The sequence below is a fragment of the Bacteroides thetaiotaomicron VPI-5482 genome (genome assembly GCF_000011065.1).
GTDB lineage: Bacteria > Bacteroidota > Bacteroidia > Bacteroidales > Bacteroidaceae > Bacteroides > Bacteroides thetaiotaomicron.
The window spans coordinates 1,633,634-1,654,222 of sequence record NC_004663.1; the positions used below are offsets into that span (position 1 = coordinate 1,633,634).

Here is a 20,589-nt window from a genome sequence, read left to right on the forward strand (position 1 = left end):
AATAAGAGATGCAAACTTGCATCTCTTATCATATTAACAATAAATCTCTTACTCTTCCGGTTTTATAAAATGGAACTTATCAGTATCAATCCGTGTCACTGTTGTATTCCTGTTCCTTTTATATTTACTCAGAATTTTCGTTGCTTCTTTCTCCAGCTTCTTTCTGTTTTCTGAGAAATAGATCATACATGTACTATTCTGCTGCAGTCCGTTATCTTCCACATAGTTCTTCAACTGATAGCTATACAAATCACGATGAGTGAGGAAACCTTCCTTGCTAACCTTCGCACTATCCAATATCTGAATATCCGTAAAATACACAACCGTATCCGTAAAGGAGGCAGCAATTCCGAAGGCATAAACTGTTTTAGAGTGGCCTTTCTTTAAAGAGAAAGCCGAGCACATTGTCAACACAAGTGCCATTGCAAATAGTATTTTTACGTATTTCATATCATAAATTTTTAATTGTGGCAAAGGTAACAAAAAAGAAGAAATATCATCTATTTATCATTAAGATTTAGTATTTCTATTCATATATCCATAATAACACGGACTTCTTTTCGACTTTTAGCAGAGCATCCACTTTACGCATCACCTCGTCACAAATCACAGGACACCCCTGGCTAATGCCTAATGGAAGATACATGGGGGATATCTCCGAAGCCGGCACCGGAGTATAAGAATGCAGTACGATATATCGTTTGAAAGCATTGCTATTTGTCGGTTCCAGCCCATGCAATTTATAATGCACATTAATTCCCCATTTGCTATATGAGCGAATTCCGACCTTATACTTTCCCAAAGAAGAACAATAACTCCCTTCCACATTACTATATACCGGCTTTTTCAACGTGCTCTCCTTGCCATATCCATGAGCACACAGACTTGAATATTTGATGGAGTCACCTTTGAAGTCCCAGACAAAGAAACGTTTTTTACCGGAAGGAATACTGAAATCTATCAGAAAACAATAATTCGTATTAAATCCATTCTCTATACAGTAGGCTTTCGCTGCAAGAGCTTTCTCTTGCAGACGCTGTTCTTTGCTGGAGGGCGAAGGAACGGCATGAGATGCAACAGTCCCAACTGCAAGCTCACCAGCGGTCCCAGTACATCGCCCGTAAGCGACAAAGCCAATACCAATCCCCACAAGAGTGAATAATATCAGAACAGACTTCTTCATAAATTTGCATAGTATAAGATAAACAACAGCTAAGTAAAAAGTCGCATAAGTACCTTCTTCAGATGATTACTCCAAGAAGTGTAACTTATGCGACTCTAATTCTTTTTTTCTTTCAGAAACTGATATTCCTCACTTATCCCAAGTAGGATTTGAGCAATTTACTACGATTACTTTGTCTTAGTCTTCTAATTGCTTTTTCTTTAATCTGACGAACGCGCTCACGTGTGAGACCAAACTTATCGCCGATTTCTTCCAATGTCATTTCTTGTTGTCCGATACCGAAAAACATCTGAATGATTTCTTTTTCTCTATCGGTTAACGTAGAAAGAGCTCTATCAATTTCCCTCGCAAGAGACTCATTAACCAGAGAGCGGTCCGCCATAGGCGAATCGTCATTAACCAACACATCCAGCAGGCTGTTGTCTTCTCCTTCCACAAAAGGTGCATCCACCGAAATATGACGGCCGGATACCTTCAGCGTATCAGAGATCTTGTCAACCGGAATTTCCAGCTCATCTGCCAACTCTTCGGGAGACGGACGCCGTTCGTTTTCCTGTTCGAACTTTGAGAAGGCTTTGCTGATCTTATTCAGCGAACCTACCTGATTCAACGGGAGACGAACAATACGCGACTGCTCTGCCAATGCTTGCAGAATAGACTGACGAATCCACCATACAGCGTAGCTGATAAACTTGAATCCACGTGTTTCATCAAACTTTTCGGCGGCTTTGATCAGTCCTAAATTGCCTTCATTAATCAAGTCAGGCAAACTCAAACCCTGGTTCTGGTACTGCTTAGCCACAGATACGACGAAACGAAGATTGGCACGTGTCAATTTTTCCAATGCTACACGGTCACCCTTACGAATGCGCTGAGCGAGTTCCACTTCTTCCTCGACTGTAATCAGGTCCTCACGACCGATTTCCTGCAAATACTTGTCAAGAGAAGCGCTCTCTCTGTTAGTGATACTTTTGGTAATCTTTAGTTGTCTCATTCTTTAAAAACAGATTTGGAGTGCAAAGTTACGACAAATAATTTGTTAACATACATATTTAGGCAACTTTTTCACTATATTTTCAACTAATAAAACAAAAAAGAATGCCGACAAGTTGTGTGACGGCATCCTTTTTCTATTTCATTAGCTTATCCTACAATCTTCTTACCTTAATTTATAATTTATTCCTGAGTCAGATCAACTGCAAAGTATCCGCGTTTACCGGATGGGAATACACCTGTCAGGAACAATACCTGATTCGGAGACTTAACAGCAGCTTTCATTGCTTCTTCCAGATCACTGACTTTGCGCATCGGCTGGTCATTAGCTTTCAGGATGATGAAGCCTTTGCGGACTCCTGCATCTGACATCTTACCGGAAGAAACACCTGTCACTTGCAGACCATAACCGAGGTTCAACTGTTTCTTCAAGTCATCCGGCAATTCTTTGAATGCAGCACCCAGGATGTCCATACCTGCGTCTTTTACAATCTTCGTTGTGCCTTGTTCGTTCTTCAACGTTACTTCAACAGTCTTTTCCTTCTTATCACGCATCAGTTTTACTTTCACCTTATCACCAGGACGATGTTTAGCAAGAGCTTCCTGCAAGTCGGCCATATTTGAAACCTTCTTATTATCCAGACCGATAATTACGTCATCGACTTTGATATCAGCACCTGCAGCCGAGCCACCTTCAACAATTTCAGAAACCCAGACTCCTTCTACTACACCCAGTGCCTTAGCTTTATCTGCCAAAGTAGTACCGGACTTATCAATCGGTTGTCTGTCATCCATCAAGCTGCTGCCAATAGATCCTCCACGGATACCAAGCAAAGCACGCTGCACAGTTCCATATTGTTTCAGGTCAGCAATAACCTTCGTCATAATGCTGGTCGGAATAGCAAATCCATATCCGGCATAAGCTCCGGTCGGAGAAGAAAGTACAGAGTTGATACCTACCAGTTCTCCCTTAGCATTGACCAGTGCACCACCACTATTTCCCTGGTTAATGGCAGCGTCTGTCTGGATAAAAGATTCTATACCACCATTATATACACCCAATGAACGGGCCTTTGCGCTGACGATACCGGCAGTTACAGTAGAGTTAAGATTGAACGGGTTACCTACTGCCAATACCCACTCGCCTACTTTCAGTGCATCAGAGTCACCTACCGGAATAGTCGGCAGATCATCTCCTTCTATTTTCACTAATGCAAGGTCAGTGCTCGGGTCAGTACCGATTACACGTCCTTTAAACTCACGATTATCATTCAGCTTCACACTGATTTCATCTGCACCTTCAATCACGTGGTTGTTGGTTACGATATAACCGTCTTTAGAGATAATCACTCCCGAGCCAAAACCTACGCGAGGCTGGGTTTGTACCTGACGCTGTTGTCCACGTCCGTCACCGAAGAAGAAATCGAAAATATCCGGTGCCTGCTGAATCGTTTTAGTTTTGGATTCTTGCGTAGATCTTATATGTACAACAGCATGAAGGGAGTTCTCAGCAGCCTGTGTCAAATCAACCGGCTGAGCGTTTACCGCATCAAAAGCAGCCAATTTGACATTGGGATTCTGCTTGAACATCTCATTAAAAGATGTTTCCTTGGCAGCTTCGTTAGATTGCAACAATTTGTAAGTTGTCAATCCTGCAACTCCTGAGCTCAGAAGAATAATTGCTCCTACTCCCAGAATGTTCTTTGTTGTCTGTTTCATGATTTATAATTCTTTAAAATGTTAATATTCGACATTGTTTTAACTTTTACGACGTTAAAATAATAACAAATATCGTTCACTTATTCTACTTGTCACTCTTTTTTGTCCTCTTTTAACAGAGAATATTTAGGGCTTAACAGCGCTTAACGACAGCAACTGACAAATTTACATTCGTTGTATGTCAGATGGCTTTAACAGTCTGACATTCATTCAGTAAGATCAGATTTTCATGACACCAATTCCGGGTAAGTCATTCAATGTGATTTTTCCATTCACTACTTCCACTCCTTTGAAGCGGTCGTTGGAGATAAGCAGGTTTCCATCAAGGTCGGCAAAATCGACTGCCGGAGAAAATTGCGAGGCAGCAGATATCGCACACGAAGTCTCCGTCATACACCCCACCATCACGCGCATTCCCAAAGCATGTGCCAGCGTGACCATCTTCCATGCTTCACGCATTCCGGTACATTTCATCAATTTAATATTGATTCCCGTAAATGCACCTTTCAAAGCGGCTACATCCCCTAAACGCTGCAACGACTCGTCGGCAAATACAGGCAAAGGACTTTGTTGCGTCACCCAAGCAATGTCGTCCAACTGCTCTTTCGGCATAGGCTGCTCTATCATCACAATCCCTTTCTCTTTCAGCCAATGAATCATATCGAGTGCATATTGGCGGTCTTTCCAGCCCTGGTTGGCATCAACGGCTATCGGCAGGTCCGTTACCGAACGGATTGTCTCTATCATTTCCTTATCATTGTCTCTTCCCAGCTTCACCTTTAATATATTAAACAGACCGGCACATTCTTTTGTTTTCGCACGGACCACATCGGGCGTATCAATACCAATCGTAAAGGTGGTAGAAGGCGTCTTCTCTTTGTTCAATCCCCATATCTTATACCAAGGCGCTCCCAGCAGCTTTCCCACCAAGTCATGAAGGGCAATATCCACCGCAGCTTTTGCTGCCGTGTCTTTAGGCGACAGACTGTCAACGTATGACAAAATGTCCTCTAATTGAAAAGGATCGCTGAATTGCTCCAGATTTACTTTTTTAAGGAAGTTCATTACCGACTCCACTGTTTCTCCGAGATAAGGGGGCATAGACGCTTCTCCATACCCGGTCACCCCTTCATATTCGATCTCTACCTGCACATCGGGCGTAGTAGTACGCGAATAAGTGGCTACCGTAAAGACATGCCTCAACTTTAACTCATAAGGGAAAAAAGTCATTTTCATCTTTCCCCCTATACCATATTTATTAATATGAATAGCAGAAGGCATACATTCTCCCGCCAATACCTGACTGACAGCTATTCCGGAACCTAAAGTCGCAAAGGCAGCCGTTTTCAGAAAATCTCTTCTATTTGGCATTTGTTTAATGGATAATGGTTAGTGATGTAGATAATAGAGGTTATGGTCGGTGGTATTCATACCTTTCTCCTTATTTATATAGGGCAGGAAGCGAGTGGCAAAAAGCAGACGACCGGTGTTGAACTCATCGTAGCACTCGTCTTCGGGATCAAAGCTGCTGATATGTACGTCTCCCAAGGCATGGATGAAGCGTTTATTACCCAGGTAGATGCCGACGTGTGAGATGCCTTCTTTACGGTCGGCTGTAGCTTTACGACCGAAGAAGACGAGGTCTCCGCGTTGCACGTTGGAGAAATCAGGGGCTATCTCAATACGTTCGCCTACATAAGCCTGTTGTGACGCATCTCTTGGGATGATAATATCATGCATAAAGAGTACGGTCCGGACCAGCCCGCTGCAATCAACTCCTTTCGAAGAAGTCCCTGCCCACAGATAGGGAATTCCGATCATTGTATAAGCAGTTTTAATAATACTTTCAGCATCTTGTTTCAACGAAGCTCTCCATTTACTCTCTGGTTGTGAAATATGTCTGGAGATATAAGCCTGGCGGCCATCCGGATAAGACACCTTGTAAAAATGCCCTTTACTTCCCTCCCACTTCAGGCGATTGCCAGCAACAACATCCGATACGGTCTGCGAGTCGTCATCCGGTTTTTCATACGTAAATCCGTAGTGGGAAGTCACCACAATCTTCTCTGCACGGTTCCATTCATCATATTTCTCTTTCGACATCGGCGTAATCACCATCCGATGCACCCATCCCGTATAGTCATCCGGAGTCTGAATCTCGTACCAGCCGGTGTATTGCAATACCTTGACCGGCATCCCAAGCAGTGCCTGCGTGCTCATTCCGGAAGTAAACTTACCTTCATCACGCATATTACAAACAGAAATGTGTACTACCCCATAAGCTGAATCAGCAGGCATGGGGCGTATTTCCTGAGCTTTCAGACTAACTACTGCTACTACCAGCAAGCAATAGAAAAAAAGGATATTTTTCTTCATTGAATCATGATTTAATGATAGCAAAGGTAGAAATTATTTCTATTTGTGACACTTTCTTTGGCTAAAACAAAATAAATGACGTACTTTTGCAGTCTAAAGCAGTTGGCCGGTCTGTCGCGTGCGCGTTTCGTGCAGGAGGAAAGTCCGGGCAACACAGAGCATCCTACTTCCTAACAGAAAGCTGTCCGCGAGGGTAGAGTAACGTAGAAGAAAATAACCGCCGCTCCTTTCGGGGAGAGGTAAGGGTGAGAAGGTGGGGTAAGAGCCTACCAGCAGCATGGTGACATGTGGGCTGTACGTCTTAGGAGTTGTAAGGTCATGTAAACCGGCGTTATGAGAGTTGCTCGCTCCATGTCGGAGGGTAGACCGCTAAAGTGTCGTGGTGACACGCCACTCAGATAAATGACAGGCACCTTATTATATAAGGTACAGAACTCGGCTTATAGGCTGACTGCTTTTTTTCTTTTTTAAACTGCTTTTTTAAATTCTGGGCCATGAAGAAGAAAATCACCGATATATGGAAATTCATCACGTATGACATCTGGCGCATCACGGAAGATGAAGTGACTAGAACGAAGTTCTCGCTCTACAATATTATTAAAACCGTCTATCTCTGCATCAATCGATTTACCAAAGACCGGATGGCTAATAAGGCCTCAGCACTGACATATAGCACACTGCTTGCTATTGTACCTATACTTGCTATCCTTTTTGCCGTAGCCCGCGGATTCGGATTTGATAATCTGATGGAGCATCAGTTCCGCAGCGGCTTCGGAGGAAACACCGAAACGACAGAAGCTATTCTTTCGTTTGTCAACTCCTACCTGTCTCAAACCAAAGGCGGCATTTTCATTGGAGTAGGTCTGGTGATGTTGTTATGGACCGTTATTAATCTGGTGAGTAACATTGAAATCACCTTCAACCGTATTTGGGAAGTCAAGAAAGCACGCTCCATGTACCGCAAGATAACAGACTACTTCTCGATGTTTCTGCTCATGCCGATTCTGATTGTCGTTTCGGGAGGACTTTCTTTATTTGTAAGTACTGTACTCAAGCAGATGGACGATTTCGTTTTACTGGCTCCTGTCATGAAATTCTCAATACGCCTGATCCCATTTGTCTTAACCTGGCTAATGTTCACCGGACTCTACATTTTCATGCCCAACACGAAAGTGAAATTCAAACATGCACTGATTGCAGGCATTTTGGCAGGCTCCGCTTATCAGGCTTTCCAGTTCTTGTATATCAACAGCCAGTTATGGGTATCGAAATACAATGCTATTTACGGTAGCTTTGCCGCCCTCCCCTTGTTTCTGCTATGGCTGCAAATCTCGTGGACAATCTGTTTGTTTGGGGCCGAATTGACCTATGCCGGACAAAATATCCGCAGTTTTAGCTTCGATCAGGACACCCGTAACATCAGCAGACGTTACCGTGATTTCATTTCTATCCTTATCATGTCACTGATCGCCAAACGGTTTGAAAAAAACGAGCCGCCTTATACAGCCATGGAGATATCGGAAGAACACCAAATCCCGATCCGACTGACTAATCAAGTACTTTATCAGTTGCAAGAGATAGACCTGATTCACGAAGTAGTGACCGACCAGAAAAGTGAAGATATTGGCTATCAGCCTTCAATGGATATCAACCAACTGAATGTAGCCATTCTGCTTGACCGCCTGGATACGTATGGCTCCGAAAACTTTAAGATAGACAAGGATGAAGAGTTCAATGACGAGTGGAAAGTACTGACTGAGTCCAGAGAAGAGTACTATAAGAAAGCAAGTAAAGTACTACTGAAAGATCTGTAAAAACAGGCTTTGTTGTATCTGTTTTTTACCAAAAAAAATACTCACAAGCACTCATATTCGTAAACAACTAATAGTCAACACCTTACAATGAATGATTTTTAGTTTAAAAGAAACAGTGCGTTGGTTTTAAAGGAAAGCCTCGTTGGTTTTAAAGGAACGGCTTCTTCCTTTTAAACCAACGAGGCCTTCTCTTATATATCTACTTCTCAAAAGTATGGAATATACATTTTTTTCAATTAATACCGATTATAAGAAATGACCTTTTCTTTCGTCTTCCTCATCTTCTTTCGTTTTTCTTTCACCGGATACCCGATAGCGATATCCAACAGCAAGCGTTTAGAAGCAGGAATCCCAGTCAATTGCTTTATCTCTTTTTCATCAAACCACCCCAAAATACAAGACCCCAGTCCTTCACTTTCGGCAGCTAATGTAATATGAGCGGCAGCAATACCAATATCAATCAACGGGAAATGCTTATCCTTTACTTTACCCCCAAGCAGGGATGTAATATTGGCAGACTCTTCCACTATCAGAATATGCACAGGGGCATCTTTAGCAAACTTATTCATCCCTAGTCCAGCTGCTGCCCTACCTACTTTTAAAGCCAGCTCATGATCTGTCACTACCACAAACTTCCACGGCTGCGCATTGCAGGCAGAAGGAGACAGACGGGCAGCTTCCAGAATCCGTTCCAGCTTCTCCGCTTCTACCGGACGACCTTTATCATATGCCCGGTCACTTTGGCGAGACAACACTAATTGCAGAAAATCCATCCAATTTAGGGTTTTACGATTTATAAATTACGATTGAAGCTAACAATTCCCAATTGACTATTTATATTGAATCATCCGGCTGATATACTTGCCGATGATATCAAACTCAATGTTCACTACGCTACCGATCTCGAACGTATGAAAGTTAGTATGCTCATAAGTATAAGGAATAATAGCTACCTGGAAAGTATCATCCGTCGGATTACATACCGTCAAGCTGACACCATTTACAGTGACTGACCCCTTATCCACTGTGATATAGCCACGTTTCGCCATTTCCTTATCAAATGCGTATTTGAATGTAAAATACCAGCTTCCGTCCGCATCCTTTATTTCCACACAAGTAGCGGTCTGGTCCACATGCCCCTGTACGATATGTCCGTCCAGACGGCCATTCATCATCATGCTGCGCTCTACATTCACCTTATCGCCCACTTTCAGCAAACCAAGATTCGAACGGTCCAACGTTTCTTTCATGGCAGTTACCGTATACGTATCATCGGTCAAGTTCACTACCGTCAGGCATACTCCATTGTGAGAAATACTCTGATCAATCTTCAGCTCATTTACAAACGAACACTTAAATGTAAAGTGTATATTCTCCTGGTCTTTCACCAGTGCTACCAAGGTAGCATACTCTTCTACGATTCCAGAAAACATAATGTTAATTATTAATGTTCTACAATAAAAGACTGACTAAAAAGGGAAATAAGAGAGCTTCTAAACCTTTTAGCCAACTATACTAATATATTAGCTTTTTCATCAACAGCTGCGCTAATATAATAGCACAAAGATACGAATAAGGAAGGAAGTTGGAAAACTTTCTGTTTTTTTTCATATATTGCAAAGGTTAACTTGTGAATAAATTCCGCCCGTTCGTTCATTTTATTTTTTAAAGAGAAAAAATAAACGGAGTTTTGTGATAGGTTTTACTAAACAAGAAGAATATATGAAAATCAAAACATCACAAATCAGCATCCGGAAAATAGGACTTATTGTTCCTGTTCTTGCTTATTTCCTTATTTATGGAATATTCTCTACGGTATCGGCATTAACCATGAGAGTTTATTCTCATCAGTCATTTGCTTCTATAGCATACACCATTCCTTACATCAACATGATTTCATTAATATGTGCATATCTTTGCTGCCATTTATACACAAAGAAGAAAAGGTGGGGATATTTAGGTTTCACATTCTCTTTCGTTCTGGTCAATGTCTTTTATTATCTGAGAAGTGACAAAGATTATGGATCGATGTTATGGGCGGACAGTTACTTCCTGTACTCCTCCGTAACAGGTATTCTATTGTATATACTATACGATTGGTATCAAAAGAAGCAGAAACAAAAAGAACTGAAAAGACAAAACCTTCAAAGTGAACTGAAACTGCTAAAAAACCAATTGAATCCGCACTTTCTATTCAATACTCTGAATAATATTGATAGCCTGATTTGTTCCTACCCGGAGAAAGCTTCGAAATCACTGGTACAAATGTCGGAAATGATGCGATATATGATCTATGAGACCAATACTCCCGAAGTTGATCTGTCACAAGAACTAAAATACATCCACAATTACCTTGACCTGCAACAATTACAATATGACAATCCGAATTTAGTATCATATACGCTGGAAGGATCACCGGATAATGTTCGTGTCGCCCCTATGCTGTTCATCGCGTTCATTGAAAATGCCTTCAAACATTGTACGGATAAGAAAGCTCCTGAGGCTATCCGCCTGTTTTTCCGGATTCAGAAATCCGAGATATATTTTGAAATATTCAATATGTTCGATCCGGCAAAGCAGATCAACAAAGATTCCTCCAGCGGTATCGGGTTGAATATAATAAAGCGACGACTGGATATCCTGTACCGACGCAGATATGATTTGCAAACCAACCAGAAAAATGGTTACTTTGATGTTTCATTAACGATTAAACTCACATGATCAATTGTATTATAGTAGAAGATGCTCCGTTAGCCGTAGACAAACTAAAGAACTTTATCAGCAAAGTGCCTTTACTGGATTTGGCAGGCACTTTTGACAATGGTCTGGATGCTTTCGACTTCCTTCAGTCCAATACGATAGACTTACTATTCCTTGATATACAGATGGAACAGTTCACCGGACTTCAATTACTGCAAGCTCTCCATACCCGTCCACATATTATAATAGTATCTGCCTATGGAGAATATGCAGTACAAGGATTCGAATATGACGTCACCGACTATCTACTGAAGCCTTATTCCTTTGAACGCTTTCTAAAAGCGGTGAACAAGGTGCAGACAGAAATGGCATCCAATCCCCCAGCCCAGCCGCTTCCCAAAGATTATATTTTTCTCAAAACAGAATACCGGATGGTACGCATCAACTTATGTGACATCTTATATATAGAAGGAAAAGGAGCTTATCTTCATGTGATCACAGATACTACAAGAATCATGACTTTACTCAGTTTCAAAGAAATTGAGTCGCTATTACCTGCCAAGCAATTTATACGTATTCACAAGTCATATCTGATAGCCATTAATAAAATAGATAACATAGAACGTAATGTCGTAAAAATCGCGAATATGCGCATACCTATAGGGAAAAGTTATTTGAAAGACTTTTATCTACGATTACAATAATTGGTTCTCAAACTCGTTCTTCAAATTGATTCTTTCAAGGCGGAAAAGCAATAGATGCAAAGAAGAATCCCCCCTCTCAAACACCGTATAACGCAACTTCCTGACCTTCAGTATAGAGCAAAAAAAATGGGGCTTTTCACAAAGCTCCATTTTTCAGTTTTCAATAGGTATTAGTTTTTTTTTAAGGTAAAAAGATTGTTTTCAGGATAACGGTGCAAATATAGTCGCTTTTACTGTTATTCTCCAAATTATAAAACATGTCATATAACATCTTTTTGAAATATCTTTGGATTTATTATCATTTGCAGTAAAAACGCCCGTAACTTGTCCGTTACAGGTGACAAATATAGGATTATTTTCTAAGTAGCCCTAATTTTTGTTTAAAAACATGCAAAAAACTACGATTTTGGATAGTTTTCGTCTACTTTTCCGCTATGTTTTAAGACTTTTGCATCAATAAAGAATACTATTTCCTCTGCAATGTTGGTAATATGGTCACCTGAACGTTCCAATTTCCGGAACACGCCAACCAAGTCTACACAAGTATGAGCCGTTTCCGGATGTTCACGGATATAATCTGCCAGAATACCCGTTGCTTCCGCATTAATGTCATCCAACAGGTTGTCTTTGCCAAATACCGCAGTCGCCATCTCAATATTTTCTTCGTTCAAGGCACGTTTCGCCAGTTCCAGCATCGATAAAACCTCTGCCTGCATCTCTCCCAGGCGCAGACGGGCCAGCAAATCGGCATCCAGCACCGGTTCCTTGCAGCGGATAACAAAACGGGCTATACCTTCTGCAAAGTCTCCCAGACGTTCCAGATTCGTATTGATTTTCAGCATTGCCAGCACAAAACGGAGGTCAATCGCTACCGGATTGTACAATGCGATGATATCCTCTATATCACTGTCTATCTTCAGTTCAAAGGCATTCACCCGACGTTCGCGCACCATCACTTGCTGTGCCAGTTCTTTATCAAGCGTCATCACGGCCTCTCCCGCACGGTCAAGCTGATTGTACACCAATGTCCACATTTCATCCACTTCTTTCTTCAATAGAATAAGCTCCGATTCTATAAACTTTACCATAGTCTCTTTATATATAAATGATTAATATTCTGTTTTCTGCAAACACTCCGGCAATACTTAACCGAAACGACCGGTTATATAATTCTGAGTAGCCTCTTTTTCCGGATTGGTGAATATCTTCTTCGTATCATCATATTCCACCATCTCTCCCAGATAAAAGAAAGCCGTTTTGTCGCTGACACGGGCGGCCTGCTGCATATTATGCGTCACGATTACAATGGTATAATCCTTCTTCAGTTCATGAATCAATTCCTCTACTTTAGCCGTAGAAATAGGATCGAGTGCAGAAGCTGGTTCGTCCATCAGCAATACCGAAGGAGATACCGCCATTGCACGGGCAATGCAAAGACGCTGCTGCTGTCCACCGGACAAAGCATAAGCAGATTCCTTCAACTTATCTTTGACCTCATCCCAAAGCGCAGCCCCTTTCAGTGTCTCCTCTACCCGCTGACGAATGAAAGCATTATCTTTCACCCCATTGACACGGAGCCCATAAGCTACATTCTCGAATATACTTTTCGGGAAAGGATTAGGACGCTGAAAAACCATTCCCACATTCTTTCGAAGTTCATCCACTTCCACTCCTTTGGCATAAATATTATGTCCGTCAATCCGGATCTCCCCTTCCAAGCGAGTAGCAGGAATCAAGTCGTTCATCCGGTTGAAAAGACGGAGGAAAGTCGATTTACCACATCCCGACGGTCCGATAAAGGCAACTACAGACTTTTCTTCAATCTGCATGCTGATCCCCTTCAAGGCATGAAAGTCACCATACCAGAAGTTTACATCGCGCGTATCTATTTTTACTGTATCCATATACTAATCAATTCGTTTTTACTCTTTTTTCAAAATATTTTCTCAATGCATTTGCCAGCAGATTAACCAGAAGGATAATCACTATCAGCACCAAAGCGGTACCATAAGCCAACGGTAACTGTGCTTCCATATCCGTTCCGCTGGTAGAAATCACATACAGGTGATACGGCAATGCCATACACTGATCCAGAATGCTTGCAGGTAATTGCGGCAGGAAGTAAGCGGCACAAGTAAACAGAATCGGTGCCGTCTCACCCGAAACACGTCCCAAAGCCAGAATTAATCCTGTAATGATGTTCGGCATCCCCATCGGAAGAATCACATGCCAGATCGTCTGTAACCTGGTAGCTCCCAATGCCCGGCTTCCTTCACGCATGCTGTCGGGAATTGCTTTCAACGCCTCCTCCGTAGTACGGATAACCAAAGGTACGCAAAGTAAACCTAATGTCAAAGAACCAGCCAGAATACTGTCACCGAATCCCATGTAATTGACAAACAGAGCCATACCGAACAGACCGAAAACGATAGAAGGAATTCCGCTCAGGTTATTCGTCATCACCCGGATAAAGCGTACCAGCTTCCCTTTCGGTGCATACTCATTCATGTAGATGCCACTCATCACTCCCACCGGGAAAGCGAAAAGCGCACTGCCTGCCATCAGATAAAAGGTACCGACGATAGCCGGCCAGATGCCTCCGCCGGTCATCCCATCCGTAGGAGCGGACGTGATAAACTCCCAACTGACAGCCCCCGCACCTTTATATATAATGAAACCGAGGATCGCAAACAAAATCAGCACAATACAGAGACTCAACAACCGGAAAATTCCGAATGCCAGTTTCTGCGAACGGTGTTTCGCTTTATTATTACTTCGTATTTCCATGTTACTTGCTACGTTTTATTCCTTTAGAAGAGATATACTCCACGCTAAAGTTGATGATTAATGTAATAAAGAACAGTACGACGCCCAACAGGAACAACGCTTCGTAATGTGGTCCGCCTGCCGGAGCTTCTCCCAGTTCCGCTGCAATCGTTGCCGGAATGGTCCGGAGCGGTTCGAGAATCGTTGTCGGTATCACTGCGGCATTACCCGTCACCATCAGCACTGCCATCGTCTCTCCGATAGCCCGCCCGATGCCCAGCACTACGCCGGAAGTAATTCCGGAGATCGAATAGGGAATCACTACCTTATATATAGTCTGCCACTGCGAAGCTCCCAAAGCCAGACTCGCTTCCCGCATCGAACGCGGACAGTTCCGCATAGCATCTTCGGTAACTGTTATAATAGTAGGCAGCGCCATGATAGCCAGAATGATACTTCCTGCCAAACCGCTCTCCCCTACCGGCAGATCAAAGAATTTCTGAATCAGGGGGACAACGACAATCAAACCGAAAAAGCCGTAAACCACCGAAGGAATACCACTCAACAGTTCAATGATCGGTTTCAGCCAGTTGCGCACCTTCGGATTGGCGACCTCAGACATATAGATAGATACCGAAAGTCCGAACGGAAGCGCAAAGAGGATAGCGAACAGACTTACCCATAAGGTACCCGCAATCAACGGCAGAAATCCGAATAATGGAGCAGGAGTAGCTGTCGGGAACCACTCGGCACCTGCAAAGACATCTTTTACCGAAATAGTATTGTCCTTGATAAAATGCACCGTATCAGGCTGCACTATAAATTTCTGCGGGACAAAAGCTACAATGCCGGGCGTCTTCTCCACCAGTTGCATGATTCTTTCACCGGCATACTCATAAGCGGGTCCGAGTTCTTCCTCTGTATAATACTCCGTGATGTCTTCCAAACGAAAAACCCGGATGGGGAGATCCTCCCCACCGAGTTCTTTCCAGTTTGTTATCTCCTCGTCGAAAACATCCTTTATCTGAGCAGGACTCAGCGTATTTACCCGATTACTTTTGTTCAAAGCCAACACATACCCTTCTTCAATCACTTTACTATTGAACAGCCCGAAAGCCTCTGTAAACAGGAAAAGTACGATCAGCAGGATAGTAATACTTGTTACGAAACCGCTACAAGTCAAAATTCCTTCTATTATCTTCTCAAAAATCTTCTTCATACCTATTGGTTTTCTGATGCAAAGAAAGCGACTCCTTATTAAGGAGGTGTGACTAACGTTTGAAGGAAGTATTTCAATGATGTTACATTTGTGTTACAAACATTATTTCCCGCTTATCTGAAACAAAAATGTAATATGTGATTGTTTTATTTGCACCAACAATAAAAAGAATAATTATGAAAGTGAGAAGAAATTTATTAATCGCCCTTTCCCTTCTGTCTCTCAGCGCCAACGCACAGCGCATCAAAGGCAGCGACACTGTATTGCCTGTTGCCCAACAAACAGCAGAGCGATTTATGAATCTGCAGCCGGATGCACGGGTCACAGTCACCGGCGGAGGAACCGGTGTCGGTATCTCTGCACTGATGGACAATACGACGGATATCGCCATGGCTTCCCGTCCAATCAAATTCAGCGAAAAGATGAAAACCAAGGAAGCCGGACAAGAGGTGGACGAAGTCATCGTAGCCTACGATGCCCTTGCCGTAGTGGTGCATCCTTCCAATCCGGTGAAACAGCTCACCCGCCAGCAACTGGAAGACATCTTCCGGGGAAAAATCACCAACTGGAAACAGGTAGGCGGCGACGACCGCAAAATAGTTGTCTACTCCCGCGAAACCTCTTCGGGTACTTATGAGTTCTTCAAGGAAAACGTGCTGAAAAATAAAAATTATATGGCAGGCAGCCTTTCCATGCCCGCCACAGGTGCCATCATCCAATCCGTCAGCCAGACGAAAGGAGCTATCGGATATGTCGGCCTGGCATACGTATCTCCGCGCACCAAGACGCTTTCCGTATCATATGACGGAAGCCACTATGCCGCCCCGACGGTGGAGAACGCAACGAACAAAACTTATCCCATCGTCCGCCCCCTTTATTACTACTATAATGTGAAGAATAAAGAACAGGTAGCTCCTCTGATTGACTTCATTCTTTCACCCGAAGGGCAGGAGATTATAAAAAAGAGCGGTTATATTCCAGTAAAATAAAAAAAATGTCCTACTTTTGTAGCCTATAAATAGAGTTAACATTTTAACGTTATGACAGATATTAAAAACGAAGACACAGGCGATAAGAAAAGCCTGAACTTTATTGAACAGGCAGTAGAGAAGGATTTGAAGGAAGGTAAAAATGGTGGAAAAGTGCAGACCCGCTTCCCGCCCGAACCGAACGGATACCTTCACATCGGTCATGCCAAAGCTATTTGCCTTGACTTCGGCATCGCTGCCAAGCATGGCGGCGTATGTAACCTTCGTTTCGACGACACAAATCCGACCAAAGAGGATGTGGAATATGTAGAAGCCATCAAAGAAGATATTCAATGGCTGGGCTACCAATGGGGAAACGAATACTACGCTTCCGACTATTTCCAGCAATTATGGGACTTCGCCATCCGCCTCATCGAGGAAGGAAAAGCATATATTGACGAGCAAACTGCCGAACAGATTGCCCAACAAAAAGGTACTCCCACCCAGGCAGGTGTGAACAGCCCTTACCGCGACCGCCCTATCGAAGAAAGTCTGGAACTTTTCAAGAAGATGAACAGCGGTGAAATAGAAGAAGGTGCTATGGTACTCCGTGCCAAAATCGACATGTCCAATCCTAACATGCACTTCCGCGACCCGATCATCTATCGTGTCGTAAAACATCCGCACCACCGTACAGGCACTACCTGGAAGGCTTATCCGATGTATGACTTCGCCCACGGACAGAGTGACTTCTTCGAAGGAGTAACTCACTCTCTGTGTACACTTGAATTTGTGGTGCACCGTCCGCTCTACGACCTCTTCATCGACTGGCTGAAAGAAGGTAAGGACCTGAACGACAACCGTCCCCGTCAGACTGAGTTCAACAAACTGAACCTGAGCTACACGCTGATGAGCAAACGTAACCTGCTGACACTGGTAAAAGAAGGACTGGTGAACGGATGGGACGATCCCCGTATGCCGACTATCTGCGGTTTCCGCCGTCGTGGTTACTCTCCGGAATCTATCCATAAATTTATCGATAAGATCGGTTACACCACTTACGACGCACTGAACGATATCGCATTGCTGGAAAGCTCTGTCCGCGACGATCTGAACAGCCGTGCTACCCGTATATCCGCTGTCATCAACCCGGTGAAACTCATCATCACCAACTATCCGGAAGGACAAGTAGAACAACTGGAAGCCATCAACAATCCGGAAGATCCGGAAGCCGGAAGCCATATGATTGAGTTCAGCCGCGAATTATGGATGGAACGCGAAGACTTCATGGAAGACGCGCCCAAGAAATATTTCCGCATGACTCCGGGACAGGAAGTACGCCTCAAAAACGCTTACATCGTGAAATGTACCGGATGCAAGAAGGATGAAAACGGTGTGATCACAGAAGTATATTGCGAATATGATGCAAATACCCGCAGCGGCATGCCGGATGCCAACCGTAAAGTGAAAGGTACACTCCACTGGGTAAGCTGCAACCACTGTCTGCAAGCAGAAGTGCGCCTCTACGACCGTCTGTGGAAAGTAGAAAACCCACGCGACGAACTGGCTGCTATCCGCGAAGCAAAGAAATGCGAAGCTCTGGAAGCAATGAAGGAAATCATCAATCCGGATTCTCTGAAAGTTCTTCCGAATTGCTATATCGAGAAGTTTGCGGCAACCTTGCCTGTACTCTCATACCTGCAATTCCAACGCATCGGCTATTTTAATATAGACAAAGACTCGACTCCGGAGAAACTTGTATTCAACCGTACGGTAGGATTAAAAGATACCTGGGGTAAAATCAATAAATAATTCAGCCTTCACAGGCTTGGTAACAACAAAAAGACACAGTGCCAAAAGCCGAAAAATAGCTTACTGATATTTTCAGGCACGGATTACACGGATTAACACGGTTCTAAGTTACATCAACTTTCAGTTCCGTGAAATCTGTGTAATCCGTGCCTAAAACCTCTTTTAGCACTGTCTTATTCAAATCAAAATAAATCAGAATGGGGAGAAAAAATTCACCGTCCGCAAATAAAGAACTGAACGAGTTAATCGCTCAATATGAAACGGCCAGAGCGGAAAACCGGCAACTCTACCTGGACGGAGACCAATTAGCCGACATTGCTGACCAATATGCCGCCGAACGTAAATTCAACGAAGCGCAAGAAGTCATAACTTACGGCCTCCACCTGCATCCCGACAGTACAGATCTACTGGTAGAACAAGCTTATCTTTATCTGGATACCGGCAAAATTCCTCTGGCAAAAAAAGTGGTGGAAAGTATTACAGACGAATATGACACAGATGTGAAAATGCTGAAAGCGGAACTTATGCTGAACGAAGGGCAACTGGAAAACGCCCGAAATGTACTGGATACTATAGAAGATGCTGATGAACTGGAAACGATCATCAACATCGTCTATCTTTATATGGATATGGGATACCCCGAAGCCGCCAAAGAATGGCTGGACAAGGGTGCTCCCCGTCATGGCAAAAAAGAAGATTTCATGGCGGTTATGGCGGACTACCTCACAGGTACCAACCAGCTCGAAGCCGCATCAACTTTCTACAATCAACTGATTGACATCGACCCCTACAACGCCAGCTACTGGGTAGGACTTGCCAAATGCCGCTTTGCAGCCGAAGACTGTGAAAAAGCAATCGAAGCCTGCGACTTTGCACTGGCTGCCGACGACAAATGTGGAGAAGCTTACGCCTATCGCGGACATAGCTATTTCTACCTGAACAACTCAGATGCCGCCATTGAAGATTATAAAAAGGCAATAAAGTACAAAGCTCTTCCTCCCGAAATGGGTTATATGTTTCTGGGGCTTACATATTCCAACAAAGAAGCATGGAAAGAAGCCGACGATTACTACCAACGTGTCATCGACCGCTTTATAGAAGAGGGTCTCGGCAATTCTCCCTTATTGATAGATACTTATACCAATAAAGCCGTAGCCGCCTCCCGACTGGGCAAGTACGAGGAAGCGCATCAGCTGTGCAAAAAAGCCATAGCCATCCAACCGGATGATCCTGCCATCTATCTGGCAGAAGGCAAACTCTACATACAGGAAAATCAAAAGAAAAAAGCGGTCAAATCTTTTGATAAAGCACTGACAATGGAACCAAGTGCGGAAATGTGGTATATGGTAGCCTCGGCCTATTCGGACGCAGAGTACTTATATCAGGCCAAGCTCTGTTTTCAGGAGGCATACCGGATTGATCCCAACTATGCGGACATCGCAGAGAAACTGAGTGTCCTCAGCCTGATGCATAATGAAATAGACGACTTCTTCAAGTACAACAATGAAAGTGAGCATCCCATCAGCGAAGATATCATTCTGGAGCTGTTATCCCGCCCCAACCAAACGGAAGAAGGAGAACAGATGCTGAGAGAAGTATGGGAACGCATGAAGAAAGAGAAAGGAAACAACTAATCATATTAATAAACTTTAGCCCAAAAACACATGGAATCAGTAGCTTTTATCCAGTGGTGTCTGGAACACCTGAATTATTGGACAATCACTTTATTAATGACTATAGAAAGCTCCTTCATCCCCTTCCCGTCGGAAGTGATCATCCCGCCGGCTGCTTACAAGGCGGCTGTCAATGACGAGCTTAATATTTATCTGGTAGTCTTGTTTGCCACCATCGGTGCAGATATCGGAGCATTAATCAACTATTATCTGGCAAAATGGCTGGGACGCCCCATCATTTATAAGTTTGCCAACAGCCGTATCGGCCATATGTGTCTGATTGACGAAGCAAAAGTACAGCATGCCGAATCGTATTTCGACAAGCATGGCGCACTCTCCACATTCATCGGTCGATTGATTCCGGCAGTACGTCAGCTGATTTCCATACCGGCAGGACTTGCCCGCATGAAAATGCACACCTTCCTGCTCTACACTACTATAGGAGCCGGATTATGGAATACCATCCTGGCTGTTATCGGTTATTACCTGTCAACAGTGCCCGGTATCGAAAGCGAAGAACAACTGATCGCCAAAGTTACAGAATACAGCCACGAAATCGGCTATTGCTTCATCGCCATCGGAATATTCATCGTAGGCTTCCTGGTCTATAAAGGAATGAAGAAAAAATAAGTATTAAGTATTAGGTATTAAGTATTAACCGA

General features: G+C 43.4%; 19 protein-coding genes and 1 other RNA gene. 8 read left to right on the forward strand and 12 right to left on the reverse strand.

Features of this window, described 5'->3' with window-relative positions:
* Positions 1 to 48 precede the first annotated feature (48 nt).
* From BT_RS06625 to BT_RS06650, 6 genes are all read right to left on the reverse strand, one after another.
* Positions 49 to 450 (reverse strand): hypothetical protein, encoded by a 402-nt coding sequence (locus BT_RS06625; protein WP_011107702.1) that lies wholly within the window; start codon positions 448 to 450, stop codon positions 49 to 51.
* A 76-nt stretch (positions 451 to 526) separates the two neighbouring features.
* On the reverse strand, positions 527 to 1,183 hold the full coding sequence (locus BT_RS06630; protein ID WP_011107703.1) for a murein L,D-transpeptidase catalytic domain-containing protein: 657 nt from the start codon (positions 1,181 to 1,183) through the stop codon (positions 527 to 529).
* 133 nt (positions 1,184 to 1,316) lie between these two features.
* Positions 1,317 to 2,177, reverse strand: coding sequence for a sigma-70 family RNA polymerase sigma factor (locus tag BT_RS06635; RefSeq protein ID WP_002561589.1), 861 nt, complete (start codon positions 2,175 to 2,177; stop codon positions 1,317 to 1,319).
* Between the two features lie 182 nt (positions 2,178 to 2,359).
* Positions 2,360 to 3,895 carry a trypsin-like peptidase domain-containing protein gene (locus BT_RS06640; RefSeq protein WP_010538536.1) on the reverse strand — a complete coding sequence of 512 codons (1,536 nt, stop codon included), beginning with the start codon at positions 3,893 to 3,895 and terminating at the stop codon, positions 2,360 to 2,362.
* Positions 3,896 to 4,114: 219 nt separating this feature from the next.
* Entirely contained in the window at positions 4,115 to 5,266 is a 1,152-nt protein-coding gene (locus tag BT_RS06645) for a dipeptide epimerase (protein ID WP_011107704.1), read from the reverse strand.
* A gap of 18 nt (positions 5,267 to 5,284) precedes the next feature.
* Positions 5,285 to 6,271: a C40 family peptidase gene (locus BT_RS06650; RefSeq protein WP_011107705.1), complete on the reverse strand. Its 987-nt coding sequence runs from the start codon at positions 6,269 to 6,271 to the stop codon at positions 5,285 to 5,287.
* A gap of 98 nt (positions 6,272 to 6,369) precedes the next feature.
* Between BT_RS06650 and rnpB the strand changes: the two genes are divergently transcribed.
* Together rnpB and BT_RS06660 are read left to right on the forward strand one after the other, a co-directional pair.
* Positions 6,370 to 6,730: RNase P RNA component class A (rnpB, locus tag BT_RS06655), an RNA gene on the forward strand.
* 35 nt (positions 6,731 to 6,765) lie between these two features.
* Complete coding sequence (locus BT_RS06660) at positions 6,766 to 8,085, forward strand: YihY/virulence factor BrkB family protein (RefSeq protein ID WP_011107706.1); 1,320 nt, start codon at positions 6,766 to 6,768, stop codon at positions 8,083 to 8,085.
* 236 nt (positions 8,086 to 8,321) lie between these two features.
* Here the strand turns inward: BT_RS06660 and BT_RS06665 are convergent, their stop codons facing one another.
* Both BT_RS06665 and BT_RS06670 read right to left on the reverse strand, forming a co-directional pair.
* The gene (locus BT_RS06665) at positions 8,322 to 8,858 is read right to left on the reverse strand and encodes a nitroreductase family protein (RefSeq protein WP_011107707.1); all 537 of its coding nucleotides are present in this window, start codon (positions 8,856 to 8,858) and stop codon (positions 8,322 to 8,324) included.
* Positions 8,859 to 8,915: 57 nt separating this feature from the next.
* Positions 8,916 to 9,518 (reverse strand): riboflavin synthase, encoded by a 603-nt coding sequence (locus BT_RS06670; RefSeq protein ID WP_010538541.1) that lies wholly within the window; start codon positions 9,516 to 9,518, stop codon positions 8,916 to 8,918.
* Positions 9,519 to 9,807: 289 nt separating this feature from the next.
* On the opposite strand from BT_RS06670, the gene BT_RS06675 reads away from it, so the two are divergent.
* Positions 9,808 to 10,806 (forward strand): sensor histidine kinase, encoded by a 999-nt coding sequence (locus BT_RS06675; RefSeq protein WP_011107708.1) that lies wholly within the window; start codon positions 9,808 to 9,810, stop codon positions 10,804 to 10,806.
* The gene (locus tag BT_RS06680; RefSeq protein WP_011107709.1) at positions 10,803 to 11,489 is read left to right on the forward strand and encodes a LytR/AlgR family response regulator transcription factor; all 687 of its coding nucleotides are present in this window, start codon (positions 10,803 to 10,805) and stop codon (positions 11,487 to 11,489) included. Before BT_RS06675 ends, BT_RS06680 begins: the two co-directional genes overlap by 4 nt.
* A 398-nt stretch (positions 11,490 to 11,887) precedes the next feature.
* Here the strand turns inward: BT_RS06680 and phoU are convergent, their stop codons facing one another.
* The 4 genes from phoU to pstC are packed head-to-tail and all read right to left on the reverse strand — an operon-like array spanning position 11,888 to position 15,474.
* The gene (gene phoU, locus BT_RS06685) at positions 11,888 to 12,577 is read right to left on the reverse strand and encodes a phosphate signaling complex protein PhoU (RefSeq protein ID WP_010538552.1); all 690 of its coding nucleotides are present in this window, start codon (positions 12,575 to 12,577) and stop codon (positions 11,888 to 11,890) included.
* Positions 12,578 to 12,634: 57 nt separating this feature from the next.
* Complete coding sequence (gene pstB / locus BT_RS06690) at positions 12,635 to 13,393, reverse strand: phosphate ABC transporter ATP-binding protein PstB (RefSeq protein WP_010538553.1); 759 nt, start codon at positions 13,391 to 13,393, stop codon at positions 12,635 to 12,637.
* A 7-nt stretch (positions 13,394 to 13,400) separates the two neighbouring features.
* On the reverse strand, positions 13,401 to 14,276 hold the full coding sequence (gene pstA / locus BT_RS06695) for a phosphate ABC transporter permease PstA (RefSeq protein ID WP_010538554.1): 876 nt from the start codon (positions 14,274 to 14,276) through the stop codon (positions 13,401 to 13,403).
* A gap of 1 nt (position 14,277) precedes the next feature.
* Entirely contained in the window at positions 14,278 to 15,474 is a 1,197-nt protein-coding gene (gene pstC, locus BT_RS06700) for a phosphate ABC transporter permease subunit PstC (RefSeq protein ID WP_011107710.1), read from the reverse strand.
* Positions 15,475 to 15,650: 176 nt separating this feature from the next.
* Between pstC and BT_RS06705 the strand changes: the two genes are divergently transcribed.
* The 4 genes from BT_RS06705 (at position 15,651) to BT_RS06720 (ending at position 20,557) form a co-directional block, all read left to right on the forward strand.
* The gene (locus BT_RS06705; protein WP_010538556.1) at positions 15,651 to 16,463 is read left to right on the forward strand and encodes a PstS family phosphate ABC transporter substrate-binding protein; all 813 of its coding nucleotides are present in this window, start codon (positions 15,651 to 15,653) and stop codon (positions 16,461 to 16,463) included.
* 51 nt (positions 16,464 to 16,514) lie between these two features.
* Positions 16,515 to 18,254, forward strand: a complete 1,740-nt coding sequence (locus BT_RS06710) for a glutamine--tRNA ligase/YqeY domain fusion protein (RefSeq protein WP_011107711.1) — start codon at positions 16,515 to 16,517, stop codon at positions 18,252 to 18,254.
* Positions 18,255 to 18,451: 197 nt separating this feature from the next.
* A complete protein-coding gene (locus BT_RS06715; RefSeq protein WP_011107712.1) occupies positions 18,452 to 19,888 on the forward strand; it encodes a tetratricopeptide repeat protein in 1,437 nt (478 codons plus the stop codon).
* A gap of 30 nt (positions 19,889 to 19,918) precedes the next feature.
* Positions 19,919 to 20,557, forward strand: coding sequence for a DedA family protein (locus BT_RS06720; protein WP_010538559.1), 639 nt, complete (start codon positions 19,919 to 19,921; stop codon positions 20,555 to 20,557).
* The last annotated feature ends 32 nt before the right edge of the window (positions 20,558 to 20,589 follow it).